The organism is Alteromonas sp. AO-Serp (assembly GCF_017849675.1).
In the GTDB taxonomy this organism is placed as follows: Bacteria; Pseudomonadota; Gammaproteobacteria; order Enterobacterales; family Alteromonadaceae; genus Alteromonas; species Alteromonas macleodii.
Genome location: NZ_JAFLMX010000341.1, coordinates 1 through 21,330, shown reverse-complemented (window position 1 = coordinate 21,330; position 21,330 = coordinate 1). Strand labels below are relative to the sequence as shown.

18 protein-coding genes, 1 other RNA gene and 1 riboswitch are annotated in these 21,330 nt (G+C 43.7%); of the genes, 3 read left to right on the top strand and 16 right to left on the bottom strand.

Annotated features, from left to right (window positions below):
• Positions 1 to 1,217 (bottom strand): TonB-dependent receptor plug domain-containing protein (locus QVA83_RS21395; RefSeq protein ID WP_287498943.1); only part of this gene is annotated, 1,217 nt, incomplete at its 3' end.
• Positions 1,218 to 1,272: 55 nt separating this feature from the next.
• Positions 1,273 to 1,376: riboswitch (TPP riboswitch) on the bottom strand.
• A 130-nt stretch (positions 1,377 to 1,506) separates the two neighbouring features.
• Positions 1,507 to 1,932 (bottom strand): acyl-CoA thioesterase, encoded by a 426-nt coding sequence (locus tag QVA83_RS21390; RefSeq protein ID WP_012517742.1) that lies wholly within the window; start codon positions 1,930 to 1,932, stop codon positions 1,507 to 1,509.
• A 59-nt stretch (positions 1,933 to 1,991) separates the two neighbouring features.
• Here QVA83_RS21390 and QVA83_RS21385 point away from each other — a divergent pair, with 59 nt between their 5' ends.
• Positions 1,992 to 4,253, top strand: a complete 2,262-nt coding sequence (locus QVA83_RS21385; RefSeq protein WP_287498942.1) for a tRNA(Met) cytidine acetyltransferase TmcA domain-containing protein — start codon at positions 1,992 to 1,994, stop codon at positions 4,251 to 4,253.
• A gap of 229 nt (positions 4,254 to 4,482) precedes the next feature.
• Here QVA83_RS21385 and QVA83_RS21380 read toward each other — a convergent pair whose 3' ends face one another.
• The 6 genes from QVA83_RS21380 to QVA83_RS21355 are packed head-to-tail and all read right to left on the bottom strand — an operon-like array spanning position 4,483 to position 9,426.
• On the bottom strand, positions 4,483 to 5,748 hold the full coding sequence (locus QVA83_RS21380) for a tetratricopeptide repeat protein (RefSeq protein ID WP_156078054.1): 1,266 nt from the start codon (positions 5,746 to 5,748) through the stop codon (positions 4,483 to 4,485).
• A gap of 2 nt (positions 5,749 to 5,750) precedes the next feature.
• The gene (locus tag QVA83_RS21375) at positions 5,751 to 6,362 is read right to left on the bottom strand and encodes an energy transducer TonB (protein WP_014948704.1); all 612 of its coding nucleotides are present in this window, start codon (positions 6,360 to 6,362) and stop codon (positions 5,751 to 5,753) included.
• Between the two features lies 1 nt (position 6,363).
• Positions 6,364 to 6,762, bottom strand: a complete 399-nt coding sequence (locus QVA83_RS21370; RefSeq protein WP_012517737.1) for an ExbD/TolR family protein — start codon at positions 6,760 to 6,762, stop codon at positions 6,364 to 6,366.
• An 11-nt stretch (positions 6,763 to 6,773) separates the two neighbouring features.
• A complete protein-coding gene (locus QVA83_RS21365; protein ID WP_012517736.1) occupies positions 6,774 to 7,298 on the bottom strand; it encodes a MotA/TolQ/ExbB proton channel family protein in 525 nt (174 codons plus the stop codon).
• 1 nt (position 7,299) lies between these two features.
• Complete coding sequence (locus QVA83_RS21360) at positions 7,300 to 8,658, bottom strand: MotA/TolQ/ExbB proton channel family protein (protein WP_014948703.1); 1,359 nt, start codon at positions 8,656 to 8,658, stop codon at positions 7,300 to 7,302.
• A gap of 6 nt (positions 8,659 to 8,664) precedes the next feature.
• On the bottom strand, positions 8,665 to 9,426 hold the full coding sequence (locus QVA83_RS21355) for a DUF3450 domain-containing protein (protein WP_014948702.1): 762 nt from the start codon (positions 9,424 to 9,426) through the stop codon (positions 8,665 to 8,667).
• 555 nt (positions 9,427 to 9,981) lie between these two features.
• Here QVA83_RS21355 and QVA83_RS21350 point away from each other — a divergent pair.
• Complete coding sequence (locus QVA83_RS21350; RefSeq protein WP_150141114.1) at positions 9,982 to 10,536, top strand: 2OG-Fe(II) oxygenase; 555 nt, start codon at positions 9,982 to 9,984, stop codon at positions 10,534 to 10,536.
• 9 nt (positions 10,537 to 10,545) lie between these two features.
• On the opposite strand, the gene QVA83_RS21345 is transcribed toward QVA83_RS21350, so the two are convergent.
• The 6 genes from QVA83_RS21345 to QVA83_RS21315 all read right to left on the bottom strand — a co-directional run bounded on the left by QVA83_RS21345 (position 10,546) and on the right by QVA83_RS21315 (position 19,654).
• On the bottom strand, positions 10,546 to 12,354 hold the full coding sequence (locus tag QVA83_RS21345; protein WP_150141112.1) for a tetratricopeptide repeat protein: 1,809 nt from the start codon (positions 12,352 to 12,354) through the stop codon (positions 10,546 to 10,548).
• The gene (locus QVA83_RS21340; RefSeq protein ID WP_150141110.1) at positions 12,354 to 13,343 is read right to left on the bottom strand and encodes an aspartyl/asparaginyl beta-hydroxylase domain-containing protein; all 990 of its coding nucleotides are present in this window, start codon (positions 13,341 to 13,343) and stop codon (positions 12,354 to 12,356) included. Before QVA83_RS21340 ends, QVA83_RS21345 begins: the two co-directional genes overlap by 1 nt.
• Positions 13,344 to 13,394: 51 nt before the next feature.
• Complete coding sequence (locus QVA83_RS21335; RefSeq protein ID WP_150141108.1) at positions 13,395 to 13,667, bottom strand: hypothetical protein; 273 nt, start codon at positions 13,665 to 13,667, stop codon at positions 13,395 to 13,397.
• 5 nt (positions 13,668 to 13,672) lie between these two features.
• The gene (locus tag QVA83_RS21330; RefSeq protein WP_156078052.1) at positions 13,673 to 14,803 is read right to left on the bottom strand and encodes a prolyl hydroxylase family protein; all 1,131 of its coding nucleotides are present in this window, start codon (positions 14,801 to 14,803) and stop codon (positions 13,673 to 13,675) included.
• A gap of 92 nt (positions 14,804 to 14,895) precedes the next feature.
• Positions 14,896 to 17,748, bottom strand: coding sequence for a TonB-dependent receptor (locus QVA83_RS21325; protein WP_156078051.1), 2,853 nt, complete (start codon positions 17,746 to 17,748; stop codon positions 14,896 to 14,898).
• An 808-nt stretch (positions 17,749 to 18,556) separates the two neighbouring features.
• Positions 18,557 to 19,654 carry a tryptophan 2,3-dioxygenase family protein gene (locus QVA83_RS21315; RefSeq protein WP_273001201.1) on the bottom strand — a complete coding sequence of 366 codons (1,098 nt, stop codon included), beginning with the start codon at positions 19,652 to 19,654 and terminating at the stop codon, positions 18,557 to 18,559.
• Positions 19,655 to 19,882: 228 nt separating this feature from the next.
• Here QVA83_RS21315 and QVA83_RS21310 point away from each other — a divergent pair, with 228 nt between their 5' ends.
• Positions 19,883 to 20,173, top strand: a complete 291-nt coding sequence (locus tag QVA83_RS21310) for a late competence development ComFB family protein (RefSeq protein ID WP_156078049.1) — start codon at positions 19,883 to 19,885, stop codon at positions 20,171 to 20,173.
• A 16-nt stretch (positions 20,174 to 20,189) separates the two neighbouring features.
• On the opposite strand, the gene ffs is transcribed toward QVA83_RS21310, so the two are convergent.
• Together ffs and QVA83_RS21300 are read right to left on the bottom strand one after the other, a co-directional pair.
• An RNA gene (ffs, locus tag QVA83_RS21305) (signal recognition particle sRNA small type) lies at positions 20,190 to 20,286 on the bottom strand.
• An 86-nt stretch (positions 20,287 to 20,372) separates the two neighbouring features.
• The coding region (locus tag QVA83_RS21300; RefSeq protein WP_287498941.1) for a Glu/Leu/Phe/Val dehydrogenase dimerization domain-containing protein at positions 20,373 to 21,330 on the bottom strand (958 nt) is incomplete at its 5' end.

The window sequence follows — 21,330 nt, the reverse complement described above, 5'->3', positions numbered from 1 at the left end:
ACTAAATTTTCGTTCAAACGACTTTCAGTCTGAGCATAGTTAGCGGTCGTCGTAGGCGTGTATTCACTGGCATAGTCACTATCCAAATAAGTGTACTGACGCAGCAGCTTTTCTTCCGTGCTTTTATAAAACACGCCTATTGTCCAGTCAGTCATACCATCAAAAAGTGCGGCACTGTCAGACGACACGAAACGCATCTCGCCGGTCTGTGTTTCTACATCGCGATAATAGGCGTCAAAAGACGTGTAACCCCACGGGTGAAACCCTGTGAATGTCCAGTCTTCATCGTAGCCATAAGCAATATTGTGAGAAGCATGGGTGGCAATTAGAATAAAGTCGCCCGCTGCTGTATTGGTTGTAGAGCGCGCGCTAACAGCGTGGGTTTGGTGTTCGTCAAATCCTGGTTCATCAGACAGCGTTTTGTTGTCATTGTCTAGCGAGAATGCATCGTAACCGTTATCGATATCGTACCAGCGATAAGTAAGTGCAAGTGTGGTTCGCTCATCTACGCTGCCTTCAACGGCAAAGCGCAGTGCGGTTTCATCGATATTCGCGGTATCGCTTCTATTCAAGAACGTATTTTCTACAAAGCCATCACTGCGATTATGAACCAGCGCAACACGATAGCCCCAATCCGTGTTGATATCATCACCAGTGGCGCCTTCAATACGGTAACTCTCTTTGTTCCCAATGCGGGCTTCAACGTAGTCTGGGGCGTCGCTACCCACGTCATTACTGGAGAGTTTAACCGCTCCGGCCAATGCACCTGTGCCGTATAAGGTAGCCTGAGGTCCGCGATATACCTCTAGTTGTTTAGTATCAAAAATAAGACCTGCCGCAGCAAGGCCTGAAAAATCAAATTCATCGACGATAAAGCTTACAGAAGGATTGATAGGCTCGGCGAACTGACTACGCTCTCCAATACCGCGAATTTGCACGAAGCGGCCGCGAGACGCACCAGCTGCAAAGTTTACGTTTGGAATACTGTTTAGCACACTGTCGATATGGCTCGGCTGTCTACTGCGAAGACGCTCTTGATCTAAAATGGTCGCGCTAGCACTTAACTGGTCGAGTGTAGTTTGACGAAAATCACCAGATACGATGACGCGCTCAATATCTGATGGCGTGCTATCTGAAGTGTTACTTACATTGGTTTGTTGCGCATAGGCCGCAACGGAACTAGCAAGCAGTGAAAGTGTGAAAAGTGTTTTATACATGGGATCTCTTATTCTTATTTAAGAAAAAAGATCCGGGTCTAACGGCAGGTGATAAGGCTATATTGTGAACCATCCCTACGCCGGTATTATCCGGATCAGGTTTAAGGGTTCCCACGAATGTGGATCTCAGACCGAAAACGGACACCCCTTGGTATAGTGTTGCGCGGCTAAAACTAGCAAACTCAACTTCTGCGACGGAGTCTACCAGTTCGATACACGCCGTCAAGCAGATAAGACGTTAAGCTAACGTAAGGTTTTATATATGATATAAGGCGTTGAAAGCTTAGGGCTATTCAGCGTCAATATTCATATTTAGGCGACGTACTTCATCGTCAGTTTGTGCTTTTAAACCTTCCAACGTTTTGCCGTGTGCGGTTGGTTGACGCGTATCAGGGTCAACCTTTACGAAAACGATATCGTCTGCAAAACAGATGGTTTTCTTGGTTGCTTTGTTGCGTACCAAGCAGCTTACGGTAATAGACGTACGGCCTACAGCTTTAGTTTCTAGACCAAACTCTACGATATCACCCTGCATAGCCGGTGATTCGAAACTAATTTCACCAATATGCTTAGTTACCAAGCAATTAGTTTCTAGCTGACAAATAGCCCAAATTGCAGCTTCTTCGTCTATCCATTCTAACGCGCGGCCACCGAACAAAGAATTGGCGTAATTAAGGTCGTTTGGCATAACTAGACGCCGAGAAAGAAAGCGCATTCGAATTCCTCATAATAAATCGCTACTATAGCGTTAGATTATACCGAAAAAACTGATTCATGGCGCTAACTCAATTACGCGAATGGCTATTAGCCCCCTACTTTGAAAATAGCGGCGAAAATGGCTGCAAAAAAAGCTCTCACGCTTCACACTTATCAAACGTGACTTGCCCGCTTCACCGGAGAATGCTTGTAATATCTGGCAATGATGATTTTTGTGAAGCTGCCATACGTAGCGTTCAAGCCTTTGTAGATGAAGTTTCATCTATAAGCGTTGTGAATTTTGCTGGCGATACACTTAAGGGAAAGAACCGCAAACAAGTACTGGGGAGCGAATGTGACATTGCCACATTAGACTGTCGCGATTCATTCAAACCTGGCGACGTGATGGCAGTGGCGGGGATCGTTAAACGCAGTGGTTGTTTAATACTTATTTGCCCTGCATTGAGTGAATGGGTCAACAATATTTCGGTCTCGTTCCTGTCGGAGGGGTTTACGCTTACACAAAGTCGATACCTCGAACGCTTTATAAAGCACCTGCGTAACAACGACTACGTGGCACTTCACACTGAAGAAAAAACCACACTTCCAGATACGGCTATGTACCGCATTAGCCAAGGCGTAACGTCAAACGTCTATAGAGGCTCACTATTTAAATCAGAAGAGCAAGAGCAGGCATACAGTCGTTTATATCAAGCACACTCACTTAATAAACTAAACGCGCTGATTACCGCCCCAAGAGGCAGAGGCAAGTCATCATTATTAGGTATATTCATTGAAAGCCTAATCAGACAGGGTAAAAATGTACTATTAACCAGTGAACGCTTTGATAATGTGAAGAACGTGCTTTCACGTATTCACCAGTACGAAATAGCAGGTGTCAGAACACAACAACCATCCACCGCTAACATTCAAACCCAACTAATCCTTGGTGATAAGAATGAGGCAGCGACGTTTGGCAGTGTAAAATGGGTGCCCCCTGACAGTGCCTTGTTATATACCACAGAAGATGAAAAGTACGACGTTGTAATTGTTGATGAAGCGGCTTCAATCCCCCTCCCGGATGTATACCGGATCATAGCCAACCACAAGCAGTGGGTGCTTAGTACTACGCTTTTGGGTTATGAAGGTTCAGGCAGTGGTTTTATTCACAAACTCATCCCTAGTTTACCGCCATCAGCTATCCATTTAAGACTATCAACGCCGTTACGATGGTTCGAACATGATCCCATTGAAGCCTTTTTCAATACGACTTGTTTATTTGAGGACAGAGATGCGGCGCGCAATATTGGCGAGATTAATTTCAAAAACAGTATTAACCCACCGATAGATTACGATTTTTCCATAAGTTCGTTTAAAAGCATTTCCGAAGAGGCGCTTCTGCAAATAATGTCGCTACTTTCATTAGCCCATTATCAAACTACACCCGATGATTTTATGCGCTTGATGGATAGCCCGGATATACTTGTTGCCATACTTAAATTCAACGACAACGTGATAGGTACTGCAATCATAAACGCTGAAGGTAGCGACTACCTGAACGATACCGCCTTGGGCATTGCGTCTGGAAAACGTCGTCCTAAAGGGCATTTAGGTGCACAGCGACTTGCTCTGTTGTCTGCTGATGCAAAAACAGCAACGTTTAGATATTGGCGTATTAATCGTATTGCCGTCGATACGGTGGTGCAGAGTAAGGGTATGGGCAGTTACTTGCTACAAAGAGTTAGTAATGAAGCCAAAAAGCAAAGTATTGACGCTATCTGTACTTCTTATGGAACGACACAAAAGTTAGACAGCTTTTGGACAAGAAATGGATTTGAGATTGTAGACTATGGGCGAAAGCCTAATAAAGCCAGTGGCGAAACCAGTGCACTAGCGTTATATCCTCATTCCAACAGAGCAAAAAAACTGCTTTCTGAATTGATAGCACTCAAAGAGAGCTTTCAATTCGATAACCAGTTAGACAACGTGCCCATTAGCATACTGACAATCTATGTAGAAAAGTTAGTACATTTTACCCAAGGCACACGCACTTTAGATGATGTTTGGCCGATATTACATAAAATTGCGCGTTATGCAGAGACTCAGCCTACACCAAGCGCAAATACTCAACTGAACAAGCCAAATAACACAATACTGTATACGCTATGGCGTCTTGTTGAAATCATTAACACGAAGCGCTTTCTCAGAAAAGTACTTACACATTCAGATATGAATGCGAAGCAACTTGTTTCTACATTCAACGAAGAAAACCTAAAAGCAAGTGGGTTAAAAGAAGTCACTATTGTTATAAGAGAAGCACTTCTGCCTGCTTTCAAATAATAGAAAGTCTGTAGCCTGAAAGTACAAATAATCTGCTTGGCGTAGAGCCACTATACCTGCGTTAACAAGCCGCGATTACGAACATTTTAAATACCGCTGAGAGGCTAATGATCTATGCGGGCTGGTGTTAAAGCCCTATAAACAAAATCCCATTCGAGAAAAGCTCACTTACTAAATTAAGGGCAAAAAAAAGCCTCCCAAAGGGAGGCTTTTTTGCTAAAACCACATATTAGATACTAATACCGCGGTTCTTTGCTTTTTCCTTGATATAAGGTTCCCACGCTGCAGCGTTGCGGCGTAGAGAGCGATCTTTCTTAGCTTCTTGTACGTGCTTGTAAGCAGACTTGAAGTTACCTGCGTAGAAGTTCGCTTCCATTAACGTGAAGTGAATCTTCTCAGGGTTTTCAGCGCCACGCTCTAGAGCATTCTCTAGTGCTTTGATAGCGCCTTTATAGTCTTCTGCTACAAGTAAAAGCGTACCTTGTTTACGATAATGCTCAGGGTCTGAACTCTTAGCCGCAGCTTGTGCATACAAGTTTGCCGCTGTTTTAAAGTTTTTAGCCTGGTGATATGCATTAGCAATGTTTGCAATCATATCAGCATCGTTCTTCAACAAGCCTTCTTTCATGTGCTTTTCAAGAAGCTTAGCAGCCTTATAAGGCATACCGTTACTTTGATAAAGCTGAGCAAGCGTCTTTATTTCTGACTCTTTCTCTAGATAGCCTTGCATATAAGCAAGTTCTAGCGTTGAAAGACCTTTCTTATAGTCTTCAACTAAGATGTAGAAAAAGCCAAGACGTGACCACCAAGTTTTTTCCTGAGGGAAAGTTCTAACAAGATCTTCCGCCACAGCAACCGTTTCAGGGTACATCTTACGCTCGTAGTAAGAAGTTAGCTTTAATACATACGGGTTTTTGTTTGGCTCTTCATACAAACCAATCGCTTTGTCTGCTGGCTCAACCATCTTCGCTAGTTGCTTAGATTCAAAGTAAGCCTGTGCCAAACGCGTATATACGTCTGCGTCTTCTTTACACGTGAAGTCCATCCACTTGTTATACCATTTAATGGCATCAGTGTACTTCTCTTCCTGCATGCTCAAATCACCTAGTAATTTAAGTGTTTGAGAGTGTTCAAGGTCGTTTAGAACTTTTGGTTCAACTGATTCAACCAAATACCCTAAAGCTTTACCACCTTGACCTTCTTGCGCAGCAAGTAAGTTACCAATAAAACGCTTTACGTAAGCTCTATCGAAATCGTCAGATGCGTCGATTTCGTAAAGTACGTTTAGTGCTTCATTAACTTGGTCTTCATTGTAGAACTCAAAAGCTTTCTGAACTTTTTTACCGGTACGCTCACCTACAAGCGTTGTTTTTCCTTTCTCATATCCAGGACAAACAACAGGTGCTGACTGCGCTAGGGCAGCGGGTGCTGAAAGCACCGCACCTGCGCCTAGCACTAAAGCAACGGCTGACATTTTGAATGTACGTTTCATCATGATCATTGCTCCAGTTTAAAGTCTAGCTGTACGAACATGCCAGGTTGTTTAACTGGCTTGCCATCAACGATCTTAGGCTTGTATTTCCACTTACGTAGAGCACGACGTGCTTCACGGTCGAATACGCGCTTAGGTTCAGCTTCGATAACTTCGATATCTTCAACACCACCAACTTCGTTGATAGTGAAAGACAGTCTTACCCAACCTTCACGGCCGTCACGGGCTGCATCAGGTGGATATTTCGGGTCGATACGAACGATAGGTGTTGCTTCACCATCACGCTGCATTGCACCAACACCACCGATGTTTACACCAACACCACCTGTGTCGATAGCTGGAATAGCTAAGCTAAAGCCATCTGCATCAGGTTCCGCTGTTTCCGGCTCTACTTGCTCCATTTTAGGAGGCTGTGGAGGCGGAGGTGGCGGTGGTGGTGGAACACGAGTACGCGTCTGCGTCTGGTCGTCTGGTTCCTGCATTACAATATCGATAACCGGTGCAGGCGGTACTTCGTCTGCTGGTCTAGATGAATTTTCAATCAACTTGGCCATTAGAACGAAAAGGGCAAATGCAACACCAGCACCTAAAAGTATAGATACAATTATACGTAACATCTTATCCCCTTGCCGCTACCGAGACTCGGTTAACGCCAGCGGCTTTAACCTGATCCATAATCTCAACTACTAAACCATGCTTCGCTTTTACGTCAGCTTGAATGATTACGTAGTCAGTAGGCTGCTCGGTAAGCAGTCTTTCAATATTCGCTCTTACGCTGTCCGGCGCAACTTCACGCTTATCTAGCCATACATTTCCGTCTTCAGTTACGGCGATGAAAATGTTTGCATTTTTGTGAAGAATCGCCTGGCTCGCATCTGGCTTGTTGACTTCGATCCCTGCTTCTTTAACGAAAACAGTGGTAACGATAAAGAAGATCAGCATGATAAACACGATATCCAACATGGGCGTCATGTCGATCTGTGCATCTTCTTCCTCGGTTCTGACTTTTCGAGCCATAATCTCTCTCTCTAATGATGTGGCAGGCTATCAACTAGCCCTTCTCTTGCCAGCTTCACTTTCGCTTCAAGACGTGAACTGATGAACAGTCCAGATAGCGCGGCTACCATTCCCGCCATTGTCGGGATCGTTGCCATAGAGATACCAGCTGCCATTAGACGAGCGTTGCTGGTGCCCTGTGTTGCCATTGTCTCGAAAACACTGATCATACCGGTTACTGTTCCAAGTAGACCGATTAGTGGACACATTGCAATAATGGTTCTGATAATCAGCATTCTAGCGTTAAGGTCGTCTGACGCTTGAGAAATCCACGCGTCACGGATTCTATGCGCATACCATGATGTGGTATCTGCTCGGGCATCCCAATTCGCGATGATGTTTTTCTTCACCTTTGGGAAGACCGAGGTTAAATACCAGTAACGCTCAATCATTAAAACCCACATGAGAAAGAGCGCGGCAGCAACGAAGTATAGTACGTCACCGCCGGTAGCGATAAAGTCCCTGACCGATTCGAATAATCCAATCAGGTAATTCATATTACGCTTTCTCCGACTCTGAGTGAGCAGCTACGATACCCGCAGTTTGCTCATCAAGAATGTGGATGATTGACTTGCTACGAGAAGCTACGATGCTGTGAGTAAGGATTAGAGGCAGAGCCGCGATAATACCTTGAGCAGTAGTTACAAGAGCCATAGAGATACTTCCTGCCATCATACGTGGGTCACCTGTACCGAATAGTGTGATGGTTTGGAATGTCTCGATCATACCTAGTACTGTACCTAGTAGACCTAGTAGAGGAGCAATCGCTGCGAAGATCTTGATAACGTTAATGCCGCTTTCAATTTTTGGAAGCTCGCGAAGAATCGCTTCATCAAGTTTAAGCTCAAGGTTTTCTGCATCAGCAGTCTTGTTCTCTTGGTAAACTTTAAGGATACGACCTAGTGGGTTACCTTCTGAAGGATTGTTTACGTTCTTAAGCTGTGAACGCATTTTTCCACCAGTGATCGTTAGTGTGATCATTTTGTAGATACCAATTAGTAGGCCAATCGCAAGCATAATTGTGATTGTGTAACCAACTGGACCACCAGCATGATAACGCTCAGACATTGTCGCTTTTTGCTTCAATAGACCAAGGATTGCACCTTGAGAAGGGTCAGCAAAGAAAGGAACAATACCAGAAGTAGCGCCGATTAGTTCGTCAGCAGAAGCTACAAAGTGACCATCTGGTTGACGACCAAGAGGCTGAACAACTTCAGCTTCAGCGTCATACGCTAGGTAACCAGCTTCACCAACAAGGTTGAAAGTACCAACACGAACAACTTCTTGCTGTGAAGAACCGCCGTCAAGGTTAACAACTTCAGTAGTGAACTTAACTACTTCACCGCCTTCAGTCATTTCTTTCTGAAGAGCAAACCATAGGTCTTCAAGTTCTTTAATGTTTGGAAGACCTTTAGAGTCTTCTGACATTTCAGCAAGGAACTGACCACGGCCAGGGAATTGTGCACTTACGATTGATGTAGAGATACGGCCGTAAGCTTCAGAAGATGCTTGACGTACCACACCGAACATTTCACCAAGTGTACCTGTAGCTTGGTCTAGCTCAGCAGCTTTCTCGTTTAATGTAACTTCGTTGTCTGAGAATTGCTTCTGTAGACGGTCACCACGAGCTTGTTCAGCTTTAAGATCTGCTTGTGCTTTGCGAAGAAGTGCTTGCTTGTCAGCACGTGCTGATTGGAACTCAGCTTCGCGTTGCTTATCTAGGCGAGCTTCAGAAACGCGGTTCTGTTGAACCTGGTCTAGAAGATCTTTCAGGCTCTTTGCTTCCTGAGCCTGCGCTCCGGTTGCTGCAACTGCAACTGTCGCAGCGGCTAAAAGAGATTTGAATACTGGTTTCATTAACAATTACTCCGCTGCGCTAATTGGTAGTTTAATCAGATCCGCAGGAATGACGTTGTTAGCCATTTTAACTGCGTCAACAACTGAAGACAGATACTCGTCACCCAGTTTTTCCCATGCGCGGCTTTCGTTGTTCCATACCCATGCGTGAGTTTGGTCTAGAGAAAGTGCAACTAGCGCCGTACGACCTAGGTTAAAGAAGTCAACAGTAACTTCTGTGCCTGCGTCGTCGATAGTACCTTGGTAAGAGTTGATCTTAGTACCGTATTCAACTTCAACTAGGTAAGCTTCTAGTACCTGACGGAACTGTTCTGAAACAGTTACGTTAGAGTTAGCCATAAGGTCGCGAAGACGCTCAACACGCTGTAGACGCTCGTCTAAGTGAATTGGACGGTCTAGCTTGATGAACTGCTCTAGGCTGTCGATCATGCGGAACATAAGAGGAACGATGCCCTGCTTAGTTTGTTCGATGCTGTCGATCTGACGTTGTAATGAATCGATACCGCGTTGCTGGTCTGCAACTAGGCTTGCGATGTAATCGTTGTAGATTTTAAGGTTTTCTGTCTCATCTACTGTTTGACGATACTCAACAAGTAGTTCTTGAGACTGTTCAAACAACGTATTGATTTTTTCTTGAGATTTCGCTGCAGCCGCGTGGATTTTCGCTTCTTCTTTATGAAGATCTTCAAGCGTATCTGCAGAGACTGCGCTACCTGTTAGTGCGAATGCACCCATAACAGTAGAAGCAATAAGAGTTCTCTTGCTCATTTTGGACATAGTTCCCAACCAAATTTCTTATTTGAATCCTCGCCGATAGGAAAATATTCGGGCAAGGGGCGTATAAAACTTTCACAATTTTGTTTCAGGAATGTAGCGCCGACGTCAATTGTCAGTACTACGAACGTATTATACTCACATGGAATGTTACGTTTAGTCAAGTAACACACTGTTTACACCTAGTAGATTTTCGATCAACTGCTCGTTTTCCGTTCAGTTAGCTTGAATAAGCGTTCGAAATTCCCCTGCATAATTCCGGCCACTTCTTAATCGATTAATATTTACCCAAAATTGCACTAATTAAATGCACAAAACCAGAAGTTAGGTGTAAAAGTGTGCTTTGCCTTGCACTGATATAACCCAACCGAGGCCTTCATAGTTACAATATGAGGCGACTTGTCTAAACAATTATTGCTCTTAGATTATTTGTTGTTGCTTTTATTCAAATCTAAAAATGTAAAAAAACAACATTGAAAATTAACATTGGCTTGCTATGCACAATTTGTTATTTATACCGCATCTATACATAACAAGAATGATTAAACCATGAGCGCACCTGCATATAGCTACACAATTGATGACAAACCTGTCTGGGTATTCGATGATTTATGCTCCCTTGAAGAAGCAACGGGTATATTTAAAGGTTTAGAACTAAGCGCATTCAAACATACTGAAGTCGCGCGTCCCGACACCGCTCAATACAAACATTGGGCAGTCGAACTTAGCGATACGCAAGTGCGAGCACTGGCCGTTTATCAACATGCTATTAAGGAAATCTTTAATACCACAGGTAAACATTACAGAGCATATCGTGGCTATGTGAATTATGCATCGTACGGCGACATGCTTTTTACACATACAGACTGTCTGCCAGAAGCTAATGAACTTACTGTATTGGTTTATCTGTGCCCCGAGTGGGATATTGAATGGGGCGGTGAAACGCTTTTTTATAATAGCAAAAACGATTGCGTTTTCGCCTGCACGCCAAAGCCGGGTAGGACTGTGATTTTTCACGGGGCAATCAAGCATGTAGGAAGGCCGCCCAACCGTATTTGCTACACGCCCCGATATACCCTGGCTTTCAAATTAGAGCTCGCTTAATGCGGACACCTAGCTGGTAGGATTAGGCACAATGTCAAAAGCGACCGTCAGACGTTGTTGATTAGACAAAATTGGATTTGTACCGTGCCATATATACGAAGGGAAGAAAACAACATTTCCCTCTTGAGGCTTAACAGCATAGTCTTCTGTCATATCGACGCCACTAATATCCGGCCGTCCAAAAACTAGCCAGCCATGCCCGTTTATTTTAACTTCAGCGGGCACATCTACATACAGCACTCCGCTAAGCCATCCTTCTGAATGATAGTGAGATTTGTGAAATCCTTTCTGTCGCAACCTTACCGACCAGCTGCCTATAAAATCGATATCTTGGCTTAGGCGGGATAAGAATGGATGCTTCTTCACACGAGTAAGCGTTGATAAAAACTCTTTGGCTCTTGCCTCAATAGCCGACCTTAACTCTTTAATTACTGGGTGGGTCGAATCGAAAAGGTTTTCAAATGTTTGAGAGCCGTTGCGAAGCGACTGCCCAATTGGGTGTCTTTCGTTGTTGTGAAGCGTAATAAGATGTGCTCTAAGTAGGTTTATAAATTTTGTGTTTGCGTCTTCGTTTCCTAACAAAGACTGTACGCTCACAAAACTTTGATAATCACATAACTGATTATACTTAGCCTCATCGCCATTAGCTTTGTACGCGGTGGATAATAATGTCCAATAACCCTGATTAAGCGGCGCAATTCGGCACACCAACTCTAGTGCTTTTATCGCTTCTTTATACCTTTTGAGACTTAATAAAGAATAGCTTTTCTCAATTATTAACGGGAGCGTCTCTAGAGTGGGATTAGACGCTTTAACACTTACGGTTGCCAGTGCTTTTTCAAATTCTCCAAGCTCTCTTAATGTGTGAGATAAACTGGCCGCTGCAGCAATTTGATAGGTGGGTAACTTAGTTTCGAGGAGCTTTTCTAACCAAAACTTAGCTTTTTCAAATTCCTCTACCCTAATCATCAATTCCGTGTAAGCCAAAATTAAATCCGGATTATCAATTGATAAGTTTGCCTCTAAAAGAGAAAACGGTGCTTCAAGGTTTTGAACCCAGGCTAAATGAGCATATTCTTTGTGTAAATTTACGCTATCAGGAAAGACCCTTATCCCTTCTTTATAAGTAGCAAAGGCCTCATTTAACGAACCGTTTAGAGCAAAGACTGCAGCTAGATTTTGATAAAGCTCTGCGGTAGAACTTCCCCCCGATAGCGCTTGTTTGTAGAGTGATATTGCTTCATCGAACTGGTTATTTCTGCGTTTGATATTTCCTAAGTTATTAAGCGCTTTTTTATTTTGTGGTTCGCTGTCTAATAATCGCTTCAAATAGCGTTCAGCCACATCATCGCGATGGTCCTCTACTAAAATTGATGCCATTAACAGCAAGACTGTGTTTTTGTTTGGCTGTGTAGTTAGTAACTGAAGACATTGCTTTTCAGCCTCGCTAAAGCGCTTAGCATCATAGAAGGCTCTTGCTAAGTTATACTTATAATCAAAGGCATTCGGCTTGATTTTTAGGGCTTTTGAAAACCATAAAATCGCTTTATCACTTTGCATTTTGTCAAGAAACAGATTTCCATAGCTATTCATTAGGTCGGTAGATTGAGGGAACAGCTTTAAACCTTTCTCAAAGACCTTCACGGCGTCATCAAGCTTACCTATTTTTCTTAACGCACTACCATGTAATTGCGAGACTACAGGATCAACACGATTTAACGCCCCACTTTTTTTTACTGTATTGATGACAAAAAGGAAATCACCTCTGTTGAATGCATTAATGAGGTTTGGGATAACAATATTTGGTTGCGATTGCATTATTTATATAACCTTCTATCCAATGAAGCTAGTGCCCCATACTGCAAAGACCACTCGCCATATTTGGAAATAAACTGTGCAACATCCTCTCGCTCAGTAAGCGTTAAATGCGGGTTCCAAATATCAATTATTAAAACTGCTCTGGCCGTTTCGTCCTCATTCTCCGCGCTATGCTGATAGCTGTCGTCAAACAAAATAGCGGTCTTCCCTTCACTCCAATAGCATCGCTCATTAGCAACATGCAAATACGACTTATCATTAATAATCAGTGGGATGTGCAACGTCCACTTTAGATTAGAAATTCCGAAATGAGGTGGGATTTTTGTACGTGGCTGCAGTACAGAAATGACTACCTCAGGTGCGTGTACTGGACAATGGGCCAGGATTGGCGAATTGAATAACGTCTTTACTTCGTCAGGAAGGTTATCACCATGATCAGTAAACTTGCCGCCTTTCATTAGGTGAAGTGAGTTCCATTTTTGGGCTAGCTGTGCCCAATCTTCGGTGTCTGGCACTGCACCTATATCGTGAATATAGCGCTCGTTTGCACCTGACAAACGAGATATGAACACGTCTTTATGGGCACTAAGCGTATTGATAAATGTATCAAGCCCTTCCACTGCACTGACATCTGAAAACGGAGTAGAGGGAAGGTTTGGGATAAATAGAAAGCTTGGAGACTGAAGTGCTTTATCGAACTTCTTTTGTTCAGCGCCGCAAAACATTGAAATGGCGCGCTTAATTCTTTTACTCGAACCAATCGACTGGGTTTTTATAAATAAATCACGCCGAGCTAAATTCGCTGCATTATGAATATGTGTAGCTTGAGATTTAGAAAGCTGTACGCCAGACGCTGGCGACAAATACTCGGGCCATCGCGAGCAAACTTCACCGTAATGAAAAAGAGCTTTATTGTAATCGCCTGCATTTATTGCGTCTGTAATTTGAGCAAGCGTATCGTCAGGGCTATTATTGTTTTCTTTAGTCATACAAAAATGGGAAGCGTTTTGCCTCCCATCTTAAACTAACCTACGGTGTATTTACAGGTCACCGCCGCCGGTTTCTGATCCACGCTGCATACGCAACCACCCTTCACGGCCAGCTTCACGCATGTTCTCTCTTTCTTCCACAGAGTAACAAACGCGCTGCATGCGGTTTGAACCTATCTTTTTCTCCATTTTGCATACCATACCATCGTCTCCGCCGTTGGTATTTGCCTTAGCATACTCAGAACTTTGATTGTCAGTTGAACCACATGCTCCCAATGCTAGTGCTAGGCTTGATGCAAGAATTATTTTTGTTACTTTTTTCATCCGTGTTATCCCTTAGTATAAGTACCGTAGACTACGTTACCATAAATAGTTGTACATTCTCTAATCCATTTTGTAACTATCCATTTATTTTGTGAAATAGATGGCGCGCCAGAATGATAGCTATTTAACAATAGCTTACCGTCTTTGTCTGAATTGGAAAAAACAACGACAGTTCCGCATCTTGGTACAATACGGATATTTAGCTTAGGAAAAAGAGTCTCCCCTCCCTCATCAACCGTATTCAGGTATACAAGAGCAGTCTTCGTGCGCTGTTTTCCATCTTTAAACATTAATCCATCGTTTATTTCGTTTAGCCCGTCATAGTGGGGTTTGTACTGCTGACCTGGTTCATATCGCAATAAATTTAACGCCTCGCCGTTACGTCTAGGCGTATTCGTAATTTGTGATATTACTTTGTCCAGCTTTCTTGTAATCCAATCGCAATGACTAGGCTCTATAACGGCAACGTAACTTGTTCGCACACTGTCAATTATGCCCTCGCCAGTCCTAGGGTCAACAATCATCGAGGGTTGCAAGAGTGAGCTAAATTTGGTGATTAAGTAATGGCATTCATATTCAGATAGTAGGCTTTCGTACACATTAATAGGTAAAGATGTATCTAACACTTTAGAGGGTTCATATACTCTACCAAGCGATTCAGATATTTCTTCTATAACTTCTTGATTCAGACTTTCGTCATTAGTAACTTGTGACGCTGAATGCAAATTAAGCTGTTTGCTGATATTCGGTGCTAGGTGACACACCCTACTCGCAATATAAGAAAATGTAGTGCTATTTACCGGTAGGTAAGAAAGCGCAACTAAATAAGCCTCTATCACACCTTCGTTCCCGAGTGCGATGAGCGTCTTGGCTACTAACTTCGTATTCGTTATTACGTCACCATAATAGCCAATTTGTAATTTATGGAACTGAACGACGGGGTTATCTGCACACTTTACCCCTTCTAAGAATGCCAGTGATTTTCTTGGGTTCTCCCTTGATCTGAAATAGGCATAATCCAACGCGGCATTAACGTCTCCAAATTCGCCAGCTTGTTTTAACCATTGCATTGCCTCATCAGTGTTGCCTGATGCATGGGCTTCATTAGCATTCTTAATACACTGCTCTACATTCATTACCTGTTGTCCACACTTTATTTAGTACGGCTTCCACATAACAAAAAAGCCTCCGAAGAGGCTTTTTTTCATTCTGTCTACTACAACTTCAATTAGAAGTTAAGATTTACACGTGTGTAGAAGAATTGTCCAGGAATTTCATACATAGACGGGTCGAAGCTGTTAGCAAACGTCGAGTAAGAAACTTCTGGATCAGTGTCGAACAAGTTGTTCACACCAAGCGTGATGCGTAGGTTATCGTTAACTGCGTAACCTAGTGATACATCGTGGTATGCCATATCTTCAAGTTCGTTGAAGCTATCGCCACCAAGCTCTTCACTTGGATCACTACATAGTTGTTGATCTAGCGTATCGCCATCGATTGAACACTCTTCAGTAGTGTGGCCGATGAAGCGAACTAACCAGTTAGCTGTCCAGTCATCGTACGCCCACGTTACTGCAAGGTTAGTACGTAGACGTGGAACAACGTCACGGTCACCGGCAAGACCTGCATCGTTAAACTCAGTAGATGTGTTTGTTATTGGATCGATTACGATAGTAGTGCGCTCGTCAACATAAGTACCATCCCAGTTAATGCGGAAATCACCGTACTCAGTTTCAAAGTTATACGCTACGTTGTAGTCGAAACCAGACGTTGTTTGACCACCAAGGTTTACTTGACCGTTAAACAAGTCTACAACGTTACCGCCAGCGCCACGTTCGATAAGTGAACATAGGTTGACGCCAGTTTGAGCACAGGCATTAAGAATAGTTTGTGCACCAACAGATGAAACGGCATTATCAACTTCGATATCGAAGATATCAAAGGTAATTGACAAGCCTTCAACTGCTTCTGGAGAGTATACAAAACCGTATGTAAAGCTTTCTGCTTCTTCAGCTTCTAGGTTTGCATTACCACCTACAGTAGTACGAATCTGCGTGTTAGGTTGCTCATAGTTTGCAGGAATACCCGCACAACCAGGAAGCTCTGGGTTACCCGCAGCACCGCCATTACATGGGTCAGTTAGCGGCGCAAAGCTATCACTGTTACCTGAGAACAATTCATCAAGAGATGGAGCACGGAATGCTTCAGACCATGTACCACGTACAAGTAGGTCTTCGTTGATGCGCCACTTAAGACCAATCTTTGAATTAGTCGTGTCACCAAAGTTGCTGTAGTCAGAATAACGAGTAGCAAGTTCTAGGTCTAATTGCTCTACGCCAGGCATATCTGAAAGTAGAGGAACTGCAAGCTCTAGGTACGCTTCTTCAACGCTGAACGCACCAGAGGTAGGCAGACGCGCGTTACCAGAAGTGATACCCGCAGCAATGATTGCATCTGGCTGGTCGTAACCTGATTGCCAGCGTTTTTCATAACCCGCAGCAAACGCTAGGTAGCCCGCTGGAAGTTCAAATACTTCACCAGAGATGTTTGCAGAGTAGCTCTCAAGAGCTGAGTTAAGCTCGTCTTGTGCAGTAAAGGTAATGTAATCAAGCATTTCTTGCGTGATTGTTCCTTCACCGATAACTTCAGGTGCACCGCCAAACAAATTCAATGGAACGCAGCCGCCAGTACAATTAGCAGGGTCACCAAGTGCGCTTCTCACGCGGTCCATGTTAAGTAGACCGTCTGTAGACGTGTTTTGTGTAATGTCTGCATAAGTGTAGTTAACATCCCAGAAGAATTCTCTGTCAGCAAACTCAAATACACCTTCAAATCCACCGTTGAACTGGAACTGGTCAACGTTTTGCTTGAAGCTACGGAAACCCGCCTCCATCATACGACGACCAAATAAGAACATCTCAAGAGCATTAGGATCATATAACGACGGGTCCAAATCTAGATCAGCATAGCCTTCCGAGTTAGGATCGGTAAGGATAGATGGGTTCGTCGTTACAGTAACACCATATGGATTAAACGGATTATTAGCCGCCAATGTAGCATCTTCAGCAAACGCCGTGCCTAGAAACAGAGGCGTAGGTGCTAGAGCCTGCTCTGACTTACGGTTGCCGTAGAAGCCCGTTACATTTACAGAGATGTTATCAGTTAGCTCGTAACGTGCCTGAGTATAGATATTCGTTCTTTCTTGAGGTGTAGAAAGATAGTTAAACGGTGCAAAGTTGAAGCGGCTTGTTGGCTCAACCCATGGCTCTAGACCACCGTTGCTATCGCCTTGCTGGCTGAAAGCATTGCCGGCTTGGTCAAACGTGAAGAAACGACCTTGAGGAGGAGCCGATGAACCACCAAAACCTGCAGGCGTACCGAAAACAGGCACTGCAGAAATTTCACGGTCGCCCGCTAGTGTAGGCTCTTCTTCAACGTAAGAGATGTTGAAGTATACGTTGCCTTTGTCGTTAGCTGTACCGAAACCAATGTCCCACTGCTCTTTATTACCGTCGCCTTCGTCCCACTGGCCGATGTAGCCAGACGCTTGAACGCCTTCAAAGTCCTGACGAGTAATAATGTTTACAACACCCGCAATCGCATCAGAACCGTATACCGCTGAGGCACCGTCTTTAAGTACTTCGATACGCTCGATGATTGCAGCTGGAATGTTGTTAAGGTCAACAGAACCACCAAGACCTGGCGCCCAACGCTTACCGTTAACAAGAACTAGCGTACGGTTTGAACCAATACCGCGGATGTTGATAGTAGTTGTACCATTACCACCGTTGTTGTTGTTGGTGTTGATAGCAGAACCCGCAGAAGGGATTGCTTGAAGAACGTCACCGATAGACGTAACACCGAACTTTTCGATATCAACACGTGACATCACTGTAACTGGGTTTGCACCTTCAATATCAGTACGACGGATGCGTGAACCTGTCACTTCGATTTTTTCTACTGCGTCAGCAGCTTCATCTGTTTCCTGTGCGTTAACCGCACCAGTGAAGGCGATGGTTGATGCAGCACCAAATGCGCACGCTAGCTTCACTGACTTAGCCAGTTTAGAGTTTGTAAACATGTATTGTCTCCCTGGACCACTAAAACTCTTAGTGTGTTTCTTAAATCGTTTATATAACGAATTATTATTAGTAAGGTCAAAGCCTCACCTTGATAATAACCACATCCTAAGCATAGGGTCAACTGGGATCAGACGGGTGTTCCATAAAAGTTCAATTTTTTTTCATCTTTTTACCTGCTTTTGTAAATATTAACTTACATTTAACATTTTAAGCACTTTCAACGAACTTATTGGTTATTTTTGGACTATTGACTTAGAAGGGCGTGATACACTTATAAACTCTACACACGCTCTTATTAACATTGCTTGCTACACGCCCTTTAGAACGAGTAATTTACCCTGAAACGAACATAGCGCGGGGTTTGCCATGCTGTTGGAAGTCCATAGTTCGGGTTAACATCTGGATGGGTGGGATCAGCTGAGCTCTCGTCATCGTATATTTCGTTTACTTCTGTAACGCGATCGTTATTTAGAAGATTGAAAATTTCCGCTCGTGCAACCAGCTTTTGGTCTTCACCGATGTCAATATTGTACGATGCAGAAACGTCGATAGAATAGTAACTGCTGGTGCGGCCACGGGAACCTCGAGGCGCTGGCTCACCACCAGCAAAGAACGACTCAGAATCATAAGCTTGAGCAAACAGGTCTGTCGGATGATAACCAAAAGCATTAATCGGACGACCAGTCCAAAACTGGAGGTTAGCGCCAAGCGTTAAACCTTCAGTGACTGCATAAGCGCTGTACAGTTTTACCTGATGACGTCTGTCATTAGGTCAGTCAGTTTGTGCGCCCTTGTTCAACTTTCATTCTACTGCAAGTAGAAACCTAACTGCTTTCTCACAGACTCAGGTAACGCCGGCAGAGCGCTTTTCGGTAATAAAAAAGTCGCCATATTGAAAAAGTCCAAATAAATGCGGTTTGATTCGGTCGTTTTCTTAAGATAATGGTGACCAGATGAACCGCCTGTTCCTATCTTAGTGCCCAGCATCCGCTGAACCATCATTGCATGGCGGTAGCGCCAGATAGTTAGCTGTTCATCTATTTCTGTGAGCGCAGTGATAAGCTGAAATGGGAGATTAAAAATGGGTTCTTCCGAATATTGTTTTATAAATAAGGCCGAGAGCAGTGCTTTATGACTTAAACGGAATTTGTCTTCGCCTCTCAGCTTTTCGAACTTAGCTTCATCAAACAAGGCATCGAAGTTCTCCATAGTACCCTGGAGGTCTTTGAGCTCCTGACGCCTTTCTGTCTCAGACAACATATCACTCGTTGAAATAGTGTGATGATCATCTCTCAACATTTCCTCTGCCGCATCTTTATAGTACTGCCAGAAGTCGAAGCCCTCTGTTTTTAAAAGCGGCATTCTCGACAGCCATTTATCAACAAGCTCGAACAAACTCGGCTTATTTTCTAGGTTTTCAAGCAGTGCTCTATCTTTATCAGTGAGGCGGTTATAAAAGCTTTGTTTGTCGAAGTCGATTCTAAAGTCACGTTTCAAGCCGAGAGAAATCTCTAAACGTTTGAACTGAATACTTTGGAAGCCGGATGCAGGTACGAGGTAATCTCTAAATGACAAAAATTGCTGTGGTGTCATCGTTTCCATGATGGCAATTTGGTCATTCATTAATTTTTGAATTTGTATGATTCGCTGTAAGCGATGTACAACTAACGTTAGCTGCTGATCTTTCACTATTTCTTGATTGAAAGTATCTATGACGGCGTTTAATTCGTGGAGGACCTGCTTAAACCATAATTCGTAAACCTGGTGTACGATTATGAACAGCATCTCTTCATGGGCCACATCACCATATTTTTCACTCTGTAGATCTTGGGCACCCAGTATTTTGTCTAGCTGGAGATAATCGCCATAGTAGCAGGGCTCTATATTTTTTTTCATGTCGTTAATGCCTTGTTGCCGTTATATAAGTCTGTAATTCTATCATCGTCACCTCGACATCCACAGAATACAAGCTATACATAATATGGATATACGGCTATGGGTTATGATGCGACATCATGTAAGTATAAAAATGTGTCCATTTTGTTCAAGTGAACACTATGTTCTGAAATTCATGGTCGCAACGTAACTATAAAAGCCACTATTACGGCGCTAAACGTTAAATGGGGGAAAATCATGAAGCTAGATGACGATATCCACAACTACTATGAACACCTTGTATTGGAAAGAATTAGCAAGCTTGGAATTGATAAAACTAAAAGCCCAGATTACTTGGCTGACCTATGCTGCCTGGCTTTGAATCAAGTACCGCCTCGCTACATCCGATATGAAGTAGATATGGCATTTTATTTACCGCAAAGCGAGCGCAATCAAATGGAAATGAATGTGGAACATGCCATCAGCAAGGCACTGAAATACTTGGATGAAACCGAAAAAAGTAAGATGCGTGAAAACACTGAAGAGTGATGTAATTTGGGTGGCGGGCCTCCAGCCACATCCCGGCACATGAGTCGTCTGCTGCGGCTGCTCCCTTCCAGGCCTGACCGAGTTCACAAAGTATCATTGCGGGAGGACCAAAAGCCCACCATAGAAGATTGCATTCAGCGCAGAATCATTCGCCCCTGCTTGAGTGCGGGGCGCATTATGACCATTTGGCTCAGAGTTTTCAACCCTTTATCGTAAATCTCTCTTCAGCAATAACGTTTGCGACACGGTTAGTGGCTGCTCCCTCTTGTTCTGAGCGAGCATAGATTTCTTTTAACGTTTCACCAATCTTCTCGATATGCGCCCGTAATGCTTCATTTGAACTCGATTCCATACGTTGATGGAAAATATCGATAACTCCACCCGCATTGATGACGTAATCTGGCGCATACAAGATCCCGCGTTGCTGAAGCAACTCGCCAATGTCTTCGCGTGCAAGCTGATTATTAGCAGCTCCTGCAATCACTTTCGCTTTAATGGCCGGTAACGTTTGATCGTTTATTGCTGCACCTAATGCACAAGGCGCTAACACATCAACATCCAAGCTTAAAATTTCCTCTGGCGCCACTGCAGTTGCGCCGAATTCAGCCACGGCTTTTTCTACCCCTTCCGGATAAATATCGGCAACATAGAGCTTAGCGCCATGCTCATGCAGGTGTTTAGCAAGTCGATAACCAACGTGCCCCATTCCCTGTATAGCTACACTTACACCATCAAGGCTTTGCTTTAAGCCATACTCTACCGTCGCTTTCAAACCTACAAATACGCCGTATGCCGTTGACGGGGCCGGATTTCCATCTGGTACTTCGCCGGCATAATGGTACTGAGCTTTGACACCCGCTATATAGTCCGATTCAGTCGCCATGGTTTGTAAATCGGTAACTGAAATACCTGAGTCTTCTGCGGTAAAATATTTTCCACCTAATGACTCTACAAACTTACCCATTGCCTTCATCATCTCAGGTGATTTTGTTTTTCGAGGGTCGCCGATAATGACTGATTTACCGCCGCCAAGCTCCAAGTTAGCCATGGCTGCTTTATACGTCATCCCCTTTGACAGTCTCAACACATCGGTCAATGCCTCACCACTATTTACGTAGGGCCACATGCGACAACCGCCAAGTGCTGGCCCCAGATTG